At 69.6% G+C, this 19,657-nt stretch carries 16 protein-coding genes and 1 pseudogene; 7 read left to right on the top strand and 10 right to left on the bottom strand.

Annotated features, from left to right (window positions below; translation table 11 throughout):
• Positions 1-36: 36 nt before the first annotated feature.
• The gene (locus N1027_RS00390) at positions 37-993 is read right to left on the bottom strand and encodes a GlxA family transcriptional regulator (RefSeq protein WP_259503790.1); all 957 of its coding nucleotides are present in this window, start codon (positions 991-993) and stop codon (positions 37-39) included.
• A 187-nt stretch (positions 994-1,180) separates the two neighbouring features.
• Here N1027_RS00390 and N1027_RS00385 point away from each other — a divergent pair, with 187 nt between their 5' ends.
• The 3 genes from N1027_RS00385 to N1027_RS00375 all read left to right on the top strand — a co-directional run bounded on the left by N1027_RS00385 (position 1,181) and on the right by N1027_RS00375 (position 6,717).
• The gene (locus tag N1027_RS00385; protein WP_259503784.1) at positions 1,181-1,501 is read left to right on the top strand and encodes a WhiB family transcriptional regulator; all 321 of its coding nucleotides are present in this window, start codon (positions 1,181-1,183) and stop codon (positions 1,499-1,501) included.
• 262 nt (positions 1,502-1,763) lie between these two features.
• On the top strand, positions 1,764-5,294 hold the full coding sequence (locus N1027_RS00380; RefSeq protein ID WP_259503783.1) for a glycosyltransferase: 3,531 nt from the start codon (positions 1,764-1,766) through the stop codon (positions 5,292-5,294).
• On the top strand, positions 5,284-6,717 hold the full coding sequence (locus tag N1027_RS00375) for a DUF5719 family protein (protein WP_259503780.1): 1,434 nt from the start codon (positions 5,284-5,286) through the stop codon (positions 6,715-6,717). Before N1027_RS00380 ends, N1027_RS00375 begins: the two co-directional genes overlap by 11 nt.
• A gap of 24 nt (positions 6,718-6,741) precedes the next feature.
• Here the strand turns inward: N1027_RS00375 and N1027_RS00370 are convergent, their stop codons facing one another.
• A complete protein-coding gene (locus tag N1027_RS00370) occupies positions 6,742-7,182 on the bottom strand; it encodes a metallopeptidase family protein (RefSeq protein WP_259503779.1) in 441 nt (146 codons plus the stop codon).
• On the opposite strand from N1027_RS00370, the pseudogene N1027_RS20030 reads away from it, so the two are divergent.
• Positions 7,181-7,393: pseudogene (locus tag N1027_RS20030) on the top strand (DUF3499 family protein); the annotation flags it as partial. The gene N1027_RS00370 and the pseudogene N1027_RS20030 overlap by 2 nt on opposite strands.
• On the opposite strand, the gene N1027_RS00360 reads toward N1027_RS20030, so the two are convergent.
• Positions 7,337-8,404, bottom strand: a complete 1,068-nt coding sequence (locus N1027_RS00360; RefSeq protein ID WP_259503778.1) for a hypothetical protein — start codon at positions 8,402-8,404, stop codon at positions 7,337-7,339. The pseudogene N1027_RS20030 and the gene N1027_RS00360 sit on opposite strands and share 57 nt — an antisense overlap.
• Positions 8,401-9,027: a MerR family transcriptional regulator gene (locus N1027_RS00355; protein WP_259503776.1), complete on the bottom strand. Its 627-nt coding sequence runs from the start codon at positions 9,025-9,027 to the stop codon at positions 8,401-8,403. The genes N1027_RS00360 and N1027_RS00355 overlap by 4 nt, the downstream gene beginning before the upstream one ends.
• Positions 9,028-9,125: 98 nt before the next feature.
• Here N1027_RS00355 and ahcY point away from each other — a divergent pair, with 98 nt between their 5' ends.
• Entirely contained in the window at positions 9,126-10,610 is a 1,485-nt protein-coding gene (ahcY, locus tag N1027_RS00350) for an adenosylhomocysteinase (RefSeq protein ID WP_259503775.1), read from the top strand.
• A gap of 31 nt (positions 10,611-10,641) precedes the next feature.
• On the opposite strand, the gene N1027_RS00345 is transcribed toward ahcY, so the two are convergent.
• On the bottom strand, positions 10,642-11,517 hold the full coding sequence (locus tag N1027_RS00345; RefSeq protein ID WP_259503773.1) for an RDD family protein: 876 nt from the start codon (positions 11,515-11,517) through the stop codon (positions 10,642-10,644).
• A gap of 17 nt (positions 11,518-11,534) precedes the next feature.
• On the opposite strand from N1027_RS00345, the gene N1027_RS00340 reads away from it, so the two are divergent.
• The gene (locus N1027_RS00340) at positions 11,535-12,530 is read left to right on the top strand and encodes a stage II sporulation protein M (RefSeq protein WP_259503770.1); all 996 of its coding nucleotides are present in this window, start codon (positions 11,535-11,537) and stop codon (positions 12,528-12,530) included.
• Positions 12,531-12,750: 220 nt separating this feature from the next.
• Here N1027_RS00340 and N1027_RS00335 read toward each other — a convergent pair whose 3' ends face one another.
• The 5 genes from N1027_RS00335 to N1027_RS00315 all read right to left on the bottom strand — a co-directional run bounded on the left by N1027_RS00335 (position 12,751) and on the right by N1027_RS00315 (position 18,774).
• The gene (locus N1027_RS00335) at positions 12,751-14,058 is read right to left on the bottom strand and encodes a DUF58 domain-containing protein (protein ID WP_259503765.1); all 1,308 of its coding nucleotides are present in this window, start codon (positions 14,056-14,058) and stop codon (positions 12,751-12,753) included.
• 283 nt (positions 14,059-14,341) lie between these two features.
• The gene (locus N1027_RS00330) at positions 14,342-15,382 is read right to left on the bottom strand and encodes an AAA family ATPase (protein ID WP_259503764.1); all 1,041 of its coding nucleotides are present in this window, start codon (positions 15,380-15,382) and stop codon (positions 14,342-14,344) included.
• A 79-nt stretch (positions 15,383-15,461) separates the two neighbouring features.
• Positions 15,462-16,688 (bottom strand): DUF4350 domain-containing protein, encoded by a 1,227-nt coding sequence (locus tag N1027_RS00325; protein ID WP_259503761.1) that lies wholly within the window; start codon positions 16,686-16,688, stop codon positions 15,462-15,464.
• Positions 16,685-17,365, bottom strand: coding sequence for a DUF4129 domain-containing protein (locus N1027_RS00320; RefSeq protein ID WP_259503758.1), 681 nt, complete (start codon positions 17,363-17,365; stop codon positions 16,685-16,687). The genes N1027_RS00325 and N1027_RS00320 overlap by 4 nt, the downstream gene beginning before the upstream one ends.
• A complete protein-coding gene (locus tag N1027_RS00315; RefSeq protein ID WP_259503756.1) occupies positions 17,362-18,774 on the bottom strand; it encodes a DUF7847 domain-containing protein in 1,413 nt (470 codons plus the stop codon). The genes N1027_RS00320 and N1027_RS00315 overlap by 4 nt, the downstream gene beginning before the upstream one ends.
• Positions 18,775-18,975: 201 nt before the next feature.
• On the opposite strand from N1027_RS00315, the gene mtrA reads away from it, so the two are divergent.
• A complete protein-coding gene (mtrA, locus tag N1027_RS00310) occupies positions 18,976-19,653 on the top strand; it encodes an MtrAB system response regulator MtrA (RefSeq protein WP_259503753.1) in 678 nt (225 codons plus the stop codon).
• The last annotated feature ends 4 nt before the right edge of the window (positions 19,654-19,657 follow it).

Below are 19,657 nucleotides of genomic sequence, written 5' to 3'. Positions count from 1 at the left end.
TGTGCGTCCGTCGTTTCGGAGGCGGGATCGGGGCGCTCAGGCCAGGGCGCGCACGGAGAAGGCTCGGCGGTAGGCCGCGGGAGTGGTGTTGAGCGTCTTCGCGAAGTGGTGGCGCATCACCGCGGCGGTGCCGAATCCGCTCTCGGCGGCCACGCCGTCCAGGCTGAGGCCGCTCTCCTCGAGCAGCATCTGCGCGCGGAGCAGCCGCTGACGGTTGAGCCAGGCGCCCGGCGTCGCCCCGAGATCGGCCTTGAAGCGCCGCGCGAAGGTGCGCGGCGACATCAGCGCGCGGTGGGCCAGCTCGTCGATGGTGAGCTCCTGGTCGAGGTTCTCGAGCATCCACTGCGTGACCTCGGCGAAGGAGTCGCTCTGGCTGACCGGGATGGGTGTGGCGATGTATTGCGACTGCCCCCCGGCCCGCTGCGGCGGCACCACCATCCGGCGCGCCACCACGTTGGCAGCGGATGCGCCGAGCTCCGAGCGGATGAGATGGAGGCAGGCGTCGATGCCCGCGGCGGTTCCGGCGCTCGTGATGATGCGCCCGTCTTCCACGAACAACACGTCGGCGTCGACGTCGATGTCGGGGAAGTCGCGGGCGAGCCGTTCGGCGTGCATCCAGTGCGTCGTCGCCGACCGGCCGGAGAGCACCCCGGACTTCGCCAGCGTGAAGGCGCCGCTGCAGACGCTGAGAATCCAGGCTCCCCGGGCCACGGCATCCTGGATGACCGCGGCGATCGCCGGGTGCACCTCGCTCTCGATGTCGTGAGCAGGAACGCAGATGAGATCGGCGTCAGCCGCGGCCTCCAGTCCGTTCGGGATGACCATGTCGAAGCCCATGCTGGTGCGCACCGCGCCGGGCTCGGCCGTCACGATGCTGAAGTCGAACACCGGCCCGCCGTGTTCGCGGCGATCGATGCCGAAGGCTTCGCACACCACTCCGAATTCGAAGGGGGCGACCCCGGGGATGGCGAGCAGCACGACCTTTTTCAGCATGATGGCAGGATATCGACGATCGCACAGAAAAGTCCAGGTGAACGGGTGGCGCGATCGCCGTGTCGCAACCCTCGACGGCCGGTTGAGGGTTTACGATCCGCGACTTGACTCGAGCGAACTACACCGGTGTAATTAGGTAACGGGGTTTTCGGCAGGTCGCAGACTGGTTCAGAGGGTGGAGCGTGATATGGCAATGTCAGACTATCGCTCGGGCGTTCCGGATGACTGGTTCGTCGACCCGGTCAATCTGGGCGTGCCGGGAGTACGGCAGCCCGAGGTCGAAGAGAATCCTCTCGCCTGGCAGGCGGATTCGCTCTGTGCGCAGACCGATCCCGAGGCGTTCTTCCCTGAGAAGGGCGGATCGACTCGCGATGCCAAGCGCATCTGCACCACGTGCGAGGTGAAGGCCCAGTGCCTCGAGTACGCACTGGCCAACGATGAGCGCTTCGGCATCTGGGGCGGGCTGAGCGAACGCGAGCGTCGCAAGCTCCGCAAGAAAGCCGTCTAGACCCATTTGCATGCCGCCGCTACTGCGGCGTGCCTTGCGGTTAGTTCGAGTGCGCCGAACGCTGTGGCCGCTCTCAGCGCAGAATGTGCCGCGCAGGTCGCCGCATTCTGCCGACATCGGCGGGTTTGTGGCGCCTTGTGCACGATCGCCGTCGCCGGGCTTTGTGGCGGGGGAAAGCATCGTTCACACGCGATTCATAAGAACCTCGGCACGCCGGGGCGGTCGCCCGTGAATGGGCGGGGTGGCCTTTAGAGTCAATGCGATGCACGCCCGAGTCACTGCCGTCCTCGTCGCCTCGAACGGAGCCGACCATCTTCCGCGAACCCTCGAAGCAATCGCGGCACAGACGAGAGCCCCGGATGCGCTGGTCGTCGTCGACTGCGCCTCGACCGACAACACGGCGGCTCTGCTGGCCGCGGCGCTGCCCACCCGCTTCATCTCGGCATCCACTCGGCTGAGCTTCGGCACCGCCGTCGCGCACGCCCTCGGCGTGGCGCCGCCACCGAGTTCTGAGAACGAATGGCTGTGGCTGCTCGCGCACGACTCGGCCCCCGACCCCGAAGCGCTGGCCGCTCTGCTCGCCGCCGTCGAGGTGAACCCCTCGGTCGCCGCCGCCGGCCCCAAGCAGACCGAGTGGGACGACACCGACTACATCGCCGAGTTCGGCGAGACCGTCACCCAGTTCGGCGCCAGCGTGCCGCTGGTCGAGACCGAACTCGACCAGGCCCAGCACGACCGGATGAGCGACGTGCTGGCCATGGGCGCCGCCGGCCTCCTGGTGCGCCACGTCGTCTGGAACGAGGTGGGCGGCTTCGACCCGGCCCTGCCGACCGCCGACAACGCGCTCGACTTCTCGATCCGCGTGCGTCTTGCCGGTCACCGGGTGCTCGCCGTTCCCGCCGCGCGACTCGCGACCGACGGCGACGGATTCTCCGGGCCCGGTCGCTCCATCCGGGGTGGCGCCCGCCGCAAGCGGCAGACCGCTCGTCGCGCGGCCCAGCTGCACCGGCGCCTGGTCTACGCGCCGCCTTTCGCCGTGGTCTTCCACTGGCTCTCGCTCGTGCCGCTCGCCATCGTGCGGTCGATCTTCCAACTCATCCGCAAGCAGCCCGGCGCCATCGGCGGAGAATTCGCGGCCGCGTTCAAGACGGCGTTCGGCTCGAAGATCGGCGAATCCCGGAGCAGGCTGAAGGCGTCGAAGAAGGTCGGCTGGAAGGCGATCGCGCCGTTGCGGATGCCGGGAGACGAGATCCGGCGGCGTCGGTCGCTGCAGCGCGAGATCGCCCTGACCTACCTGCGCGGCTCTCGTGACCGCATCCAGTTCATCTCCAGCGGCGGTGTGGCGACGGTGGTCGTCGTCGCGCTGATCGGCTTCGTGCTGTTCCTGCCGGTGTTCGGCGCAGCGGCGATGACCGGCGGCGGTGCGCTGCCGCTCGAGACCACCGTCGGCGGCCTCTGGGCGCAGATCGGCACCGGATTCCGCGACATCGGCCTCGGCTTCGTGGGCGCGGCCGATCCATTCGCCGCCGTGCTCGCCGTGCTCGGCTCGATCACGTTCTGGTCGCCGAGCTTCGCCATCGTCTGCCTCTACCTCTTCGCTCTGCCATTGGCAGCTCTCGCGGCCTGGTTCTGCGCGGCACACCTCACCGAGCGGCCGCTCCTGCGCACCATCGCCGCCGTGCTCTGGGTGCTCGCCCCGCCGTTCCTCGGTGCGCTCGACTCCGGCATGATCGGGCCGGTGCTCGCCCACCTCCTGCTGCCGTGGCTCGTGCTCGCGGGACTCGCGGCGCCGAAGTCGTGGTCGGCGTCAGCCATGGCGTCGATCCTGTTCGCCGCCGTGCTGGCCGTGGCGCCGTCGCTCTGGCCAGCCCTCCTCCTCATCTGGCTGGTGGGCACCATCGCAAGCCGTCGCAATGTGGCGCGGCTGATCGGCATCCCGATTCCCGCCCTGGTGCTGTTCGGGCCGCTGCTGTGGAACCAGTTCCAGCGCGGCACCCCCCTTGCTGTGCTCGCCGACCCCGGGCTGCCGAACTGGCGTGCCCCGGTTCCGGTGCTCGATCTGCTCCTCGGCCTCCCGCAGACCGGACTCGGCGGCTGGCAGTCGGTGGCCGGCTCCGTCGGCATCGACTCGGGCGTGGTGCTGCTCGTCGTCGGTCTGCTCGTCGTGCCGCTCGGGCTGCTCGCCCTGGCGTCGCTCTTTCTTCCGGGCTCGTACCGCGCCGTGTTCGCCGTGGCGACGGGCATCCTGGGCTTCATCACGGCCGTGGCCGCCAGCCAGCTCGCCCTGGCCACGAGCGGATCGCAAGCGATCACGATCTGGCCCGGCTCCGGCCTCAGCCTCTACTGGATGGGCCTGGTCGGCGCCGCACTGATGGGTCTCGCAGCGCTCCCACGCTTCGCCGGGCTGCCGGCGGTCGTCGCCTCGGCGGCCATCGGTGTCATCGCGCTGCCCATGGCGCTCGGCGTGCTGCTCGGCACCGCCCAGGTCGCGCCGGGCAACGGCCGGTCACTGCCGGCGTATGTGACGGCCGAGGCATCGAGCACGCCGCGCGTCGGCACTCTTCTCCTGCAGCCTCAGGCCGACGGCGGGCTCGGTGCCGGAGTCGTGCACGGCGCCGGAGCCACCCTCGACCAGCAGTCGACCCTGGCGTCGACCTCCGCCTTCGCAGGCGTGACGGATGCCGACCGCACCGGGCTCGCCACGCTCAGCGGTAACGCGGCATCCGTGGGGGCCGCCGACATCGCCGGAACACTGACGGATCTCGGCGTCGCCTTCGTGCTGCTCGAGCCCGCTCCAGCCGCCCAGGCCGGCGCGGAGGCGGATGCCATCTCGGCTCGCACCTCCACGTCACTGAACAGCAACCCGCAGCTGACCTTCATCGGCAAGACCTCGGTCGGCGAGCTGTGGCAGGTGGCCGGTCAGGAGGCGCCGGCGAGCCTGCCCGCACCGAATCCGACCAACACCGGCACGCCGCTCCGGGTGCTGGTGCTCGTGATCCAAGGCTTCGTGTTCGCGGTGGCGCTACTGCTCGCTCTGCCCGCCGGTCGACTCCAGGTGCAGGGCAACCGCGCCGTGAGCACGACGGCGCACGTCGCTGCCGCCGACTCGGTGGAGGAAGAACTGGCCGAGGAGAAAGACGACGAGTTCGACGACGACGTCGCGGTGGGCGAGGAGCCCGAGGTGCTCGAAGTCGTCGAAGAGCGCGACCTGCCCGCCGAGGAGGTCGTCGCCGTGGCGGCGGTGGACGCGGAAGGCACGGTCGAGCCGGTCGAGTCCGACTCGGGCGACGTGGTCGTCGCGGATGTCGCGAACGAAGCGGCTGTCGAGGACGTGTCGGGCGAGGTGGTGGTCGCGGATGTCTCCGACGACATGGTCATCGCGGATGTCTCGGACGACGTGGTCGTCGCGGATGTCGCGAACGAAGACGTCGTGGTCGAGCGCGTGGTCGTGGAGGACGTCGTCGTCGAGGGCGTCGGTGGCCAGTCGTCGTCGGGCGACGAGGATGTCGCGCCGATGGTCGAGACCGAGGCGGTCGCCGAGGACGTGCCCCCCGCCGAGACCATGGCCGAGACGGAGGCCGAGACCGTGGCCGTGACCGAGACCGGGACGACGTCTGACGGGCTCGAACCCCCCGGCGTCGATCCGCTGATCGAGACTGCCGTTCCCGGCGACCCGGTCGCTCCCGTCGGCATCACGCCCGAGGTCGACGACTACGACCCCAACGACGAGACTGTGATCAGCGTCCGCGACGCGATCGACCGTGACCAGAAGGACCGCATCGATGGCCGCTAAGCGCAGAATCCTCGCGACCGGTGCCCGGGTCGTCACGGGCGTGGTGGTCGCCGCAGTCGCGGTCGTCGTGGCAGGAACCGCCCTGGCGGTGCCGCTGCCGTCGGTCACGGCGACGCCCGCATCCTTCACCGTCGATCCGGCGCCTGCCGAGTCGGTGCGCGCCTGTACCGGTCCTCTGGTGCGGCTCTCCGACGACACCGGTCAGGATGCGACCGCCATCTCCGGCGTCGGCTCCGCGACCGTCATCGCCTCCTCGACCCAAGGCGCCGAGGCGCTCGACCGCAGCGCACTCGCCTCGCCCGACGACATCGTCTCGGGTGATGGCACCGCGCCCGCGCGCATCGCGCTGCCGGCCACCGCCGCGAGCGGTTCGCTGTTCGCGGCCGTGCAGTCGCAGACCGTCGCGAGTGGAGATCTGGTCGGCTTCGCCTCGACCGCGTGCGGTGAGGCCAACGCCGACAGCTGGCTCGTCGCCGGTGCGACCACGGTGGGTCGCACGAGCTTCGTCCTCCTGTCGAACCCGGGTGACGTCGCCGCGGTCGTCGACCTCACGATCTACGGCGACGCCGGCGTCGTCGAATCGCCCGGGGCGAAGAACCTCGACGTGCCGGCCCGTTCGACGCGCATCCTCTCGCTGGCCGGCCTCGCACCGGATCTCTCCGCCCCCGTCGTCCACGTGCAGTCGAGTGTCGGCGCGGTCTACGCGGCCGTGCAGCAGAGCGTCGTGCGCGGCCTCGAGCCCGGCGGTGTCGAGATGGCCGGGCCCACCGCCCCTCCGGCGAACACGCAGACCGTCACCGGTGTGCAGGTCGCAGGCACATCGACGATCGCCGAGCGACTCGGCGACCCCGACGCCACCGACCTGCAGAGCGTGCTGCGGATGTTCGTGCCGGGCGCCGACCCCGCTTCGGTCACGGTTCGCATCTCCGAAGAGAAGACCGGCGGCGCCCAGACCGAATACCAGGTGGGGCTCACTCCGCAGGTGGTGACCGAGTTTCCGCTCCAGGACATCCCCGACGGCATCTACACGATCGAGGTCGAGAGCGACCAGCCCCTCGTGGTCGGCGCCCGCACGGCCACGATCGCGAAAGGCGCCATCGACTTCGCCTGGTATCAGGCCGTGCAGCAGCTCGGCCCCTCCTTCTTCGTGGCGACCGCCGAAGGCCCGAACCCGCGCCTGCACGTCGTGAACACCACCGACGCCGACGTGGCGCTCACGCTCACCACGACCGCGGGAGTCGTGGACGACGTCGCGATCGTCCCCGGCGCGCGTTACATTCCCCTTGTTTCGGGGGAGTCGTACACGATCACCAGTTCGGCGCCCGTCTCGGCGGCGGTCACCTACTTCGGGCCCGGGTTCTCGTCGTCGTTCTCGATCGTGCCGCCGAGTCCGGCGGCCGGTCCGGTCGTCGTCTACCCCTGAGCGCGGTCGACCCGCTACAGAGTTCTAGAGGTGCCGGAAGCGGTCGGGCGCCAAGTCCCAGGGATCTTTGCCGAGCAACTCGGCGACCGCCCGAAAAACGCACGACTCGATCGCGAGCCGACGGTGCACCTCGTCGTCGCGGTGCAGGCGCGACATCCGTTCGATCGGAAGACGGAACATGATCACCCGGTTCTTCGTCACCGACCAGCGGTCGACGTGATCCGGTGACCCGAAGGCGCCGAAGGGCATCGTCGCCACCTCGAAGCTCACGTTGGCCAGCTCATTCGGCCACACGCTCCGCAGGTATTCGGCTGTGGAGGCCACCGTCATGTCGAACAGGTCGATGCGGGAGCGGAGGAACGGGAGATGCGGCCCGGCCACCGAGGAACGCAGGTCGCGACCGTGCCGGTTGCGGGTGCGGGCCCGGATCGTCGCTGAACGCGGAGTCCTGCGTGAACGAGCCATGCCCCAAGTCTACGGCTGCGGCGCGACACGGGGTGAGCGTGAGCGGGTGCCGACCCGGTGCGCGGTTAGGCTGGAATGGATGACGAACAGGGAATGCTCGCGGCCCTCGTGCCGCGGTGAGGCCGCCACGACGCTCACCTACGACTACGCCGATTCACTGATCGTCGTCGGTCCGCTGAGCCCGCTGCCCGAGCCCCACAGCTATGACCTCTGCGGCCGGCACACCGATCGCCTCTCCGCCCCGCAGGGCTGGCAGGTCATGCGTCACGCCTACGTCGACTAGGCCGTCGGTCGCCGGGGCGGCCTGACCGCGCCGTGCTCCATCGACCAGGATCGCCGCAACGGCGGCGAGTGACCCGCCCAGGATCAGCCATCCGCCGGCCAGGAACACTCCGGTCGGCCGCACGATCGACTCGCCCGACAGAGCCTGCACGGTCACCAACACGAGCGTCGCCGCGTAGGCCGCGGTCGCCACGACGACCAGCCGCACTCGCACACGGTCGTCGGCGAGCATCCGCCACCGCCCGCCGAGCCAGCCGACGAGGATCGCGAACAGCGGCAACAGTTGCAGCGCGTGCATTCCGACGAAGTGCGGGAGGCGCAGATCGCCGGCCACGGTGCTCCAGCCGAGGAGAGGCAGTCCCGGTCCACCATCCGCGAGACCGACGGTGTGGGCGCCCGCAATGCCCTGGAAGTCGTTCAGTTGCGAGGTGGTCGGCGAGGTCATCAGGTAGGCCAGACCGATGCCGACCAGCGCGAGCACCGCACCGGCCCGCACGGCGACGGTGAGCGAGCGCGTGGGCAGTCGGAGGAAGCAGACGAACACCGTGGTGACGAAGGTGCAGACGTAGAGCACCGTGATCGACACCGCCATCACGCCCCACACGGCGATCGCGAACGGCGTGGAGACGTTGAAGTGACTCGTAACACCGGCGGCGGCGGCGCCCACGATGGCGGCCTGCTCGACCACGAGGGCCACGGCGATCACGGTGCCGGTGATGTGTGCGGCGCGCCGCCAGCGGGGGAGGTGGGCGATCAACCAGGCCCAGGTGACGCTGTAGACGAGGATCGACAGCGAGAACTTGAGCGGTTTCAGCCAGGCGTCGACGCCGGTGACCTCCCGCTGGTCGACGAGGAGTCCGACGAGGCAGACCAGCGCGCTGAGCGCCATGAGCGCGGCGACGGTCATCAATGGCCGGTGCCAGGCGAAGACGGATCTCATGACAGATACCTTTCCGAGGTGATGTGGGCCTGAGCCATCCGCCGGAGGCCGAGCGACAAGGTGTCGCCGAGAACGGTGCCGATCACCATGAGCTCGGTGCGGTCGACGGGGTCGGCGATCCGGCCGACGGCGGTGAGGTCGGCTTCGGCCACGCGCTGGGCGGCGGCCGCGTAGGCGTCGAGGTAATCGTCGGGGAGCGGATGCCCCGCTTTCGCGAAAGCGTCGACGGCCTGGGCGACGATCCGGCGACCGACGTTGTCGCCGCAGTGTCTCCAGCCGGCGCGCTCGACCACCCCGTCCACCCGCGCGACACTCTCGCCCGACGGCTCCGAGATATCCGGAACCACGTCGCGGGACAGCGCGTTCTGCGCGATCTCGAAGGTCTCGGCGAGGGGCAGACCCGGAGTGTCGAGCGCGTCGAGCACGGCGGCGACCGAGCTGATCGAGAGCTTGCCGACCTCGAGCATGGCCCGGATGAGTCGCAGGCGGTGCACGTGCTCCTCGCCGTAGTCGGTGCGGTTGCCGCCGACGCGCTCGCCGGCCGGCAGGAGTCCGGCGCGCACGTAGAACTTGATGGTGGCGGCCGGGGTGCCGGATTGTTCGACGAGCTGGGTGATCTGCATGGAGTGATAGTATCACTACCGGTAGCGACACTACCAGTGGTTCTGGCAACTGCGTCACCGATCAGCGATCACCGGGCGCCGTCTGCGAGAATGGGGCAATGAGCATTGCTTCCGCTACCGCCGTCTCCCTGCCCTACCGAGTCGCGAACCTCGGTCTCGCCGAGGCCGGTCGGCACCAGATCCGCCTCGCCGAGAACGAGATGCCGGGCCTCATGGCCTTGCGCTCGGAGTTCGGCGAGTCCAAGCCGCTGGCCGGCGCCCGCATCATGGGTTCCTTGCACATGACGGTGCAAACCGCCGTGCTGATCGAGACCCTCGTGGCCCTCGGCGCGCAGGTGCGCTGGGTGAGCTGCAACATCTTCTCGACGCAAGACGAGGCGGCCGCCGCTGTGGTCGTCGGCCCGCTCGGCACCGTCGAGGCTCCGGCCGGAGTGCCGGTTTTCGCCTGGAAGGGCGAGACGCTCGAAGAATACTGGTGGTGCACCGAGCGTGCGTTCGACTGGTCGACGGAAGCAGCGGCATCCGCTGGGTCGTTCATCGGGCCGAACATGATCCTCGACGACGGCGGCGACGCAACTCTGCTGGTGCACAAGGGCGTCGAGTTCGAGGCGGCCGGGCGAGTTCCGGATACGACGGCCGACGACAGCGAGGAATTCGCCATCGTACTCGGTGTGCTGCGCGACTCGCTGGAGAATGACGTGAGCCGGTGGACGCGCATCGCCGCCGAGATCAAGGGTGTCTCCGAGGAGACCACGACCGGTGTGCACCGCCTCTACGAGCTGGCCGCGGCCGGCGAACTGCTCTTCCCGGCCATCAACGTCAACGACTCGGTCACGAAGTCGAAGTTCGACAACAAGTACGGCATCCGCCACTCGCTGCCCGACGGCCTGAACCGCGCGACCGATGTGCTCATCGGCGGCAAGGTGGCACTCGTGGTGGGTTACGGCGACGTCGGCAAGGGCGCAGCCGAGGCTCTTCGCGGTCAGGGCGCCCGAGTGATCGTGGCCGAGATCGACCCGATCTGCGCGCTGCAGGCGGCGATGGACGGCTTCCAGGTGGCGCGAATCGACTCCGTGGTCGACGAGGTCGACATCTTCGTGACCGGCACGGGCAACGTGAACGTGATCCGCGTCGATGACATCGTTCGCATGAAGCATCTTGCGATCGTGGCGAACGTCGGGCACTTCGACAACGAGATCGACATGGCCGGGCTGGCTCGCGTCGAAGGCGTGGTGAAGGTGGAGATCAAGCCGCAGGTGCACGAGTGGCGCCTGCCCACCGGCCGCAGTGTGCTCGTGCTCTCCGAGGGGCGGCTGATGAACCTCGGCAACGCCACGGGGCATCCCTCGTTCGTGATGAGCAACTCCTTCACCAACCAGGTGCTCGCACAGATCGAGCTCTACGCCACCCCGGAGAAGTACCCGATCGGCGTCTACGTGCTGCCGAAGCACCTCGACGAGAAGGTCGCACGTCTGCACCTCGACGCCCTCGGTGTCGAGCTCACGACGCTGCGCCCTGAGCAGGCGTCATACATCGGTGTTCCGGTCGACGGCCCCTATAAGGTCGACCACTACCGCTACTGACCTACCGGACTTCCGGTCGATGCAGCGGGGCCTACCGGTCGGGGAACCCGTTCGGGAGGCCCTGGAGGATGGGGTCGACCCGGGAGAGGCGCTCGCGCTCCAGCATGAGCGCCGTGTACTCGCGGTCGCGACGGATGGCCGACACGCCGAGCAGGAAGGCGTGCGGGTGCACGTTCGGCAACGGTGAGACGTAGGGCGCGGCTTCGCGCGCCAGTTCCTGAGCCAGGCGGTCACGGGTCTGCGGCGTCATCCGGTCGGCCTGGGTGAGGAACTGAACGATCCGGCGCGACAATCGGTCGGGAAGCTTCGCGACGTCGGCCGTCTGCGCCCAGCCCGCCAGTTCGGGCGGCACCCCGACGACGAACGGGATCGGCCGTGGCACCCGCTCGTGCTGACTGTAGGTGCCCGCGAGCAGGTCGCCGAGACGCTTCGAGCGGGCGTTCAGCATCGAGACCACGAAGGCCAGGATTCCGAGGGTCATGAAGATCTCGACGAACCCCAGCAGGCCCCGGATGACGGAGTGCCGGAGCGAGATCGCACCGCCGTCGTCGCGCACGATCCGGGCGCCGATGGCGAGCCGGCCGAGTGATCGTCCGCGTGACGCCACCTCGACCACGATCGGCGCCACCACCAGGAAGGTGACGACGAGGGTGAGGGAGAGTGCCTGGCCGAGGGCGGGGTCGATCCCCGAATCGGAGGACAGGATCGTCACGTAGACGTAGAGGGCTGCGATCAGCGGAATGACGTAGGCGAGGAAGTCGATGGCCCCGCTCGCGCTCCGCAACAGGAAGCTCGCCGGCCGAACGTCGAGCGCCACGGCTTCGCCCGTGAGCAGCTCGTCGGCCGACGGGGCGGCGACGGCGGCGCTCGTTCGTGAGCTCGAATCCACCCCGAACGGCTGCGTCATGAATATCATCTAATCAGATGGATCTCGACGCCTACTCCGCCGCCCATCGTGACGAATGGGATCGTCTCGATGAACTCGGCCGACGGCGCCACTACACGGGCCGCGAAGCCGATGAACTGATCGAGCGGTACCAGTCCGGTTCGACGCAGCTCTCGGCCATCAAGACCGTCGCCGGCTCCACCTCTCAGGGCGACCGGCTCTCGGTCTCGTTGTCGCGGGCGCGGCTGCGGTTCACGGGTGCGGGCACGAACATCCTGCGCCAGCTTCCGGTCTTCTTCGCCATCCACCTTCCGGCGGCGCTCTACCGCATCCGCTGGCTGACGCTCGCGGTAGCGGTGGCGACGTTCGTCATCGCCGGTCTCTACGCCCTCTGGATCACGCAGAACCCCGCCGTACTCGCCGCCCTCGGCTCGAACGAGGATCTGAAGAAGCTGGTCGACGAGGATTTCGTCGACTACTACTCCGAGAACCCGGCCGCGTCGTTCACGGGCCAGGTCTGGACCAACAACGCCTGGATCGCGGCGCAGTGCATCGCTTTCGGTATCCTCGGCGTGTTCGTGCCGGCGGTGATCTTCCAGAACGCGCAGAACCTCGGCATCACCGGGGCGGTCATGTTCGAGTACCAGCGCGGCGACATCTTCTTCCTCTACATCCTCCCGCACGGCCTGCTCGAGCTCACGGCCATCTTCGTGGCGGCCGCGGCGGGTCTGCGCATCTTCTGGGCCTGGGTGGCGCCGGGGCCGAAGACCCGCGGTCAGTCGCTCGCCGAGAACGGCCGCTCCTTGTTCACGGTGGCGATCGGCCTGGTCTTCGTGCTGCTGGTCTCGGGGATCATCGAGGGCTTCGTGACCCCGGCCCCCTGGCCCTGGTTCGTGAAGATCGGCATCGGTGCGCTGGCCCTGGCGGCGTTCCTCTTCTACATGCTGTTCGTGGGCGGTCGCGCGGCGCGGGCAGGCCACACGGGCGACCTAGAGGAGTTCGAGGCCGGTGCCACCCAACTGGTGGCCGGTTAAAAAGCCGCCAGCCTTGCCAAGGGAAAGGAAGCCCGAGCCGAAGGCAACGGGCCTTACTCGACGACCCAGGGTGAGCGCGAGGCCGCGTCAGCGACCTCACGCGAACATGTCGCCTCGCGCCGCAGTAGCGGCGGCGCGAGCAATAAGCGACGCGCGACCGCAGGCCGCGCATCGCGGGAACGGGCGAAGCGGTACCCCCGGTGAGAGGTGGTTCGGAACCCTAAAGGCGTCCCGCCGCCTTCAAAGCTATGTACCGGTCCGCCAGCGCCGGCGGCAGGTCGGCCGGCGCGCCCGTCACCACATCCGCCCCGAACCGCTTCAACACCGTCGTGACCCGCGCCACGTCGAGCAGCGCCCGCTCGGCCGCTGCAGCGCGGTAGACCTCGAGACGGTCACCGCGCTCGCGAACGCCGGCCGCGACATCCGGATCGGTCACCGAGGTCACGACCACCATGTGGTTGCGGGTGAGCTGCGGCACGATGGCCATCAGCTCGCGCGAGATGCCGGGCGCGTCGATCGCGGTGGCGAGCACCACGAGCGAACGCTGGGTGGTGACCTGGCGCACGAGTCCGGGCACCGCTGTCCAGTCCATCTCGATCAGGTCGGGTTCGATCGGCGCCATCACGTCGACCATGCGCGAAAGCAGCTCCGGTCCGGATGCGCCGTGCACCCGCCCGCGCAGCCGCCGGTCGTAGAGGATCAGGTCGACCCGGTCGCCGGCCCGCGTCGCGAGGGCGGCGAGCAGCAGGGCGCTCTCGAAGGCGGTGTCGATGCGCGGCTCGTCGTCGATGCGCGCGGCCTGCGTGCGGCCGGTGTCGATCACGATCACGACCCGTCGATCGCGTTCGGGTCGCCAGGTGCGCACCATCACGTCGCTGTGTCGGGCGGTGGCGCGCCAGTCGATCGAGCGCACGTCGTCTCCGCGCACGTATTCGCGCAGGCTGTCGAACTCGGTGCCCTGGCCGCGGATCATCACGCTCGCGCGCCCGTCCAGCTCCCGTAGCCGAGCCAGTCGCGACGGGAGGTGCTTGCGGGCGTTGAACGGGGGGAGCACCCGGATGCGCCCCTCGGCGAGCAGGGTCGCCTGCCGGGCTGCGAGTCCGAGCGGTCCGAAGGAGCGGATGGTGACCCGCTCGGTGCGCCGCTCGCCGCGCCGGAAGGGCGTGAGCCCGATGGTGACGGCTCGCCGCTCGCCCCGCGGAATCGCGACGCGGGACCGCGCGGTGGCCGGCCCCGCCGATGGCTGCCACGCGTCGCGCACGACGCCCCGCAGCATCCGCGACCCCGTATTGGTGAGGTAGAGCGTGCTGGTCACCGTCTCGCCGAGTCGCACCCGAGCCGGCAGCGCCCGCTCCACCGCGACCCGCCGAGGTGACCCGGCCACCACGAGGTCGACCACGACCAGCAGAACCACGAACCCGATCCACCCCAGAAGCGCGAGGTAGGCTGCGTCGTAAATGACGCTGATCAGCACAACAGGAACCACCCCAAGCGCGAGCACGGCAACGAGCCGCCCGGACAGACTCACGGCAGCACCCCGCGAGCCGATTCGGGCCGGACTTCTCCAAACGAGAGCCCAAGCGCGGCCGCAGAGCCCCACGGTGCGCGTCTCGCTTGGACTTCTCCGCCGAGCAACGCCCAGAACGGCAACGAAGTCTCGGGCCCTTCTCGACGACCCAGGGTGAGCGCGCGGCCGCGCCAGCGACCGCACGCGAACATGTCGCGTCGCGCCGGGCAGGGACCGGCGCGACCGCCTGAGGCCCCTCGCCGCAGGCGAGAGGTCTCTGGCGCAGCTAACACAGCTACGCCCATTAGATCGGCACCCTCACCTGAGTCAGGATCGACCGCAGAATCGCATCCACCGACACCCCTTCCAGCTCCGCCTCAGGCCGCAGCTGGATGCGGTGCCGCAGCACCGGCAGCACCATCGCCTGCACGTGGTCGGGCGTCACGCCGGGGTAGCCGTTCAGCCATGCCCAGGCCTTCGACGCCGCCAGCAGCGCCGTGCTGCCGCGGGGGCTCACGCCGAGCTTCACCGAGGGGCTCTGTCGTGTGGCCCGGGCGAGATCGACGATGTACGCGAGCACATCAGGAGTCGTCTGCACGCCGGTGACCGCGTTCTGGGCCAGGGTGAGCATCCGTGCGTCGAGCACGGGGGTGACGCCGGCAGCGACCAGGTCGCGGGGGTTGAAGCCGTTCGCGTGGCGGGTGAGCACGGCCACCTCGGTCTCGCGTTCGGGCAGGTCGAGCACGAGTTTCACCAGGAAGCGGTCGAGTTGCGCCTCGGGAAGCGTGTAGGTGCCCTCGTATTCGATCGGGTTCTGCGTGGCCGCCACGAGGAAGGGGTCGGGGAGCTTGCGGGTCACGCCGTCGGCACTGACCTGGCGCTCCTCCATCGCTTCCAACAGCGCCGACTGGGTCTTCGGCGGGGTGCGGTTGATCTCGTCGGCGAGCAGGATGTTCGTGAAGACCGGCCCTTGACGGAACGAGAACTCCCCGGCCTTCGCGTCGTAGATCAGCGAACCGGTGACGTCGCCCGGCATCAGGTCGGGTGTGAACTGCACCCGTTTGGTGTCGAGGTTGAGCGCCTGGCTGAGGCTGCGCACCAGCAGTGTCTTGGCGACGCCGGGCACGCCCTCGAGCAACACGTGGCCACGCGCGAGCAGCGCGATGATGAGGCCGGTGACCGCCCCGTCCTGACCCACCACCGCCTTGCCCACCTCGGCGCGCACGCGTGCGAGCGCCTGCCGCAGCTCGTCGGCGGTCGGCGTCGCAGCGGCGGCAGCGTCGGCGTGGGCGGCGGTGGTGGCGGCGGGGGCGGGGGAGCCTGCGGACTGCGGCTGGTCGGTCATCCGGTGTTCCTCTTCTGTTCGGAGCGGCGGAGCCGCGGGGCTTTCGATCGGATCGATGGGTGGCGGGGGAGGCGTGCGGTCAGCGGAGGTTCGTCGCCCGATGAACGTCCTGCTCGAGCACGAGCAGCCGGTCGGAGAGAGCGAGCAGCTCGCCCTCCGAGCGGGGCACGGCTCCGACCAGGGTGTCGTGCACCTCGTCGACGTTGCGACCCGTGACCGAAGCGACCGCGCGACTCACCTCGACGACGGATGCGTGTCGCGGCAGGGCGAGCAGCACGGTGAGTCGGGAAATGGTGCCGATCCGAAGGGCATCGAGCGCCCGGGCGTACGACCCCTGCTTGGCGTACAGGCGGGCACGCCCCTCCATGGTCTCGCTCGCCCGCACCGTGACGGGCAGGTTCTCGACCACGACCGCGCCGAACCGCCGTCCGCGCCAGATGCCGGCCGCGACGGTGACGAGCACGAGCAGCAGGATGACTGGGGTCACCCAGCCCGGCGTGAGCTCGCCGATCGTGGGCGGTGCCGCGTCGGCGGGGAGGTCGTCGGGGCCCGGCACGTACCAGACGAGGGTGCGGTGCTCGCCGAGGAGGCCGAGCACGAGCGCGGCGTTGCCCGCCTCGGCGACGCGCTCGTTGGTGAGCGCATCACCCGCGCCGAGCACGGTGACGGTGCCACGGGCGTCGGCTCGCAACTGTTGCACCAGTGCGTAGGCATCGTCGTAGGACCGGAAGCAGGTGGCGAAACCACCAGCGCTGGCGCCCACCGCCCGGTAGGTCCACCCGGGCTGCGAGATGCTTCCGGCGCGCTGGGCGGCCGGGATGGCGCATCCGGAGCCCGCCGCCACCGAGTCGGCCTGCTCGGCCGCGCCCGCGTTCGCGATTCCGGGAGCCAGAGCGGCCAGTTCGTCGGTGCCGGGTTCGACGAGCACCAGGTCGGTGCCCAGCGCTGCGAGGGCGTCGAGCCCTTCGACATCGAGAAAGCCGTAGGGGTCGGTGAACAGCACGGTGGAGTCGTCGCCGGCCGCCGCTTGCGCTTCGGCCAGGCTCGCGGCCGCCACCACGTCGACGCCCTGCCCGCGCAGCACCTCGGCGACGGCGCGGCTGCCCGACGGGCCGGCGTTGCCGATGGAGAAGCGCTCGACATCCGGAACCCCGGATGCGGTGAGCAGCACGGTGGCGATGGCGGCGAGCAGCGCGATGATCGGCACCACGATCCAGAACAAGCGGCGCCGGAAGGTCGAGCGCAGCCGTGGAGTCTCGACGGGCGCGTCGCCCACGACGGCCGGAGTCGGGCTTGCGGCCGTCACCGAACGACCACGCTCTCGATGCGTTCGAGCGCGGTGGGCCGGTCGGCCTGCATCCTTCGGTCGAGGCTCGTGACGCGGTCGAAGCCCTCGCGGCTGCCCCGTTCGTCGAGGTAGCGCACGCCGTCGAAGAGCCGGGCGCAGGCCCCGAGTTCGTCGCTGTGGGAGGGGAACGAGGCGCCGGCCCGCAGGGCGAAGTCGTGGGCGGTGGTGCCGGGCGAGGTGGTCACGATGGTGCGCTCGGCGAGCTGCCGGGCGAGGGCTCGGAAGGCCTCCTGGATGGCGGTGCTGAAGTCGCCCTGGTCGGCGGCCCGGGCGGCGGAGGCGCGCAATTCGACGGCGGAGCGCGTGTCGTCGGCGCCGAACAGCGCCCCCGTCTTCACCTGGCTGCGCCGGTTGAGTCGGGGCCGCCCGAACACCAGGAACGCCACCACGAGCAGCACCACCACGGCGATCACGATGGCGAGCGGCACGAGTCCGCCGAAGCCGGAGCCGTCGGGCACCCGGAGCGAACCCAACCACTCGCCGAAGGCCTGGGAGAGTTGATCGAACCAGGTCGGTCGCGCGGCTTCGTAGGGTGGCTTGCTGAGTTCGTCGAGCATCCACTGGCGCGCCTGGTGGGCGTCGGGATCGACGGGGATGTCGGTCACGAGCGCGGCCGGCGCGGCGATCACGATCATCCGCGACGCTGCGGCAGGTACGGGTCGGGCCAGGAGTCGTCGCCGATCTGGCGCGACTCCACGAATCGGGCGAGCTCGATGTCGAGGCCCTCGGTGCGCATCCGCAGATCGATGTAGATCACGGCCACCGTCGCCGCCTGCACCACGCTGGTCACGGCTGACAGCACGATGCTGAACGCCAGGAACACGAGGTAGAGGGCGGCCGCGCCGACGATGCCCGAGCCGGTGTTGTTGGGGTCGATCAGGCTGAGCGCGATGGGCATCAAGAACTGGAACGGCACGGAGAGCAGTTGCGAGGCAGTGGAGAGGATGACATAGACGAGCGCGATCACGCCGAAGGTGCGCCAGAAGTTGCCGGTGGTGAGCTTCCACGACCGGCGCATCGAGGCGAAGACTCCGATGCGCTCGAGCACGATGATGCAGGGCACCATCGAGAGCTTCGTGCCGAGCCAGACAGCGAGCACGACACTGCCGAGGCCGAGGAAGAGCCCCGCGAGAACGGCGAAGACCACACCGGTGTCGCCGAGTGACGCGACGGCGACGATCGCCAGCACGATGAGCCCGAGCACGACGACGATCGCGGCGGCGAGCAGCGCGTACCAGCCGGTGAGTGGCAGGATGCGCCGGAACGCCGCCTTCCAGAGCTCGCCGAGACGACGTTTCTCACCGAGCGTGCCGCGCGCGACCTCCACCACCAGCACGGCCTGCAGCAGGGCGGATGCGAACAGCGTGAGAGCGACCGGAACGAGGAGGGAGAGGAGCACGATGGCGGTGCTCCCGGCGCCGACCGCGGCTTGATCGGCGGAGTTGGCCGACACGCTGCGTGAGATCGCCCAGAAGACGGCGCCGCCGACGAAGAGCACGGTGACGAGGATGATCGCGAGCTGCACGATCAACCCGCTGCCGAACGTGGCTTTGGGGTTGCGGCGCAGCACCTGGAACGGCGCGCCCATCAGGGTGCCGAAGCCGAGCGGCCGCAGCGGGATCAGGCCCGGCTTGGGCGGCGGGGCCCACTGGGCGGGGCCGGGTTGCGCGTAGCCCTGACCCTGCGCCCAGTACGGCACGGATGCGCCGGGCTGCGGGTATCCGGGTGGTGCGGGCGGTGGGGCGTATTGCCCGTACTGCGGGGGAGGCGGCGGGGCGTACTGCCCGTACTGCGGGGGAGGCGGCGGGGCGTACTGCCCGTACTGCGGGGAAGGTGGGGCGTATTGCCCGTACTGCGGCGGGGGCGGCGCCTGCGGCGGATACTGCCCGTATTGCGGCTGCGGCTGCGCGTACTGCTGCGGCGGTGGCGGCGCGTACTGCGCTGCAGGCGCAGGCGCAGGTGCGGGTGCAGTCTCAGGCGCGGGAGGCGGCGGTGCACTCGATCCGTCGGCGCTCGGGGGCGCCCAGCTGTCGTTCTCGCTCATCGGTGCCCTTCAACCCTCGACGCTGGTGTCCGACCCACCCGTTTACCGGTCCATGCTTCCATACTCGCTCAGAGTTTTCTCGGCATCTGTCGAGAAGGTCTTCTGCGAGCTCGACTACTCTTGTCCCAATCACAGCCTGAATCGGCGGATGCGCGCAATGGTGCACGTGACCCGAACCGACGGAAGCGGAAGAAACAGCACATGGACCCTCGCATTCTCGTTGTCGACGACGACTCCGCCCTTGCCGAGATGATCGGGATCGTCCTCCGATCCGACGGCTTCGATCCGGTGTTCTGCGCCGATGGCTCCGAGGCGCTCGCGGCCTTCCGCGAGACCAAGCCCGATCTGGTGCTGCTCGACCTGATGCTCCCCGGTCTCGACGGCATCGAGGTCTGCGGCCTCATCCGGGCCGAGTCGGGCACGCCCATCATCATGCTCACCGCTCGCACCGACACTTCCGACGTGGTCAAGGGTCTCGAATCCGGTGCCGACGACTACGTCGTGAAGCCCTTCAACCCGAAGGAGCTGGTGGCGCGCATCCGCACCCGCCTGCGCCCGACGCCCGAGAACACTCCCGAGGTGCTGCAGATCGGCGATCTGCGGCTGGATGTCGCGGGGCACGAGGTGAAGCGCGGCGAGGAGCGCATCAACCTGACCCCTCTCGAGTTCGACCTCCTGCTGGCCCTCGCCACGAAGCCGCAGCAGGTGTTCACCCGAGAGATGCTGCTCGAGCAGGTCTGGGGCTACCACTACAAGGCCGATACACGCCTGGTGAACGTGCACGTGCAGCGCCTCCGCGCCAAGGTCGAGGAAGACCCCGACAACCCGAAGATCGTGATGACCGTGCGCGGCGTGGGCTACCGCGCCGGCACCCCGTGACACC

Source organism: Herbiconiux aconitum, from assembly GCF_024979235.1.
Taxonomy (GTDB): Bacteria; Actinomycetota; Actinomycetes; order Actinomycetales; family Microbacteriaceae; genus Herbiconiux; species Herbiconiux aconitum.
Note: the sequence above shows the minus strand (reverse complement) of the source record. Positions and strands in the feature narration are given on the sequence as shown.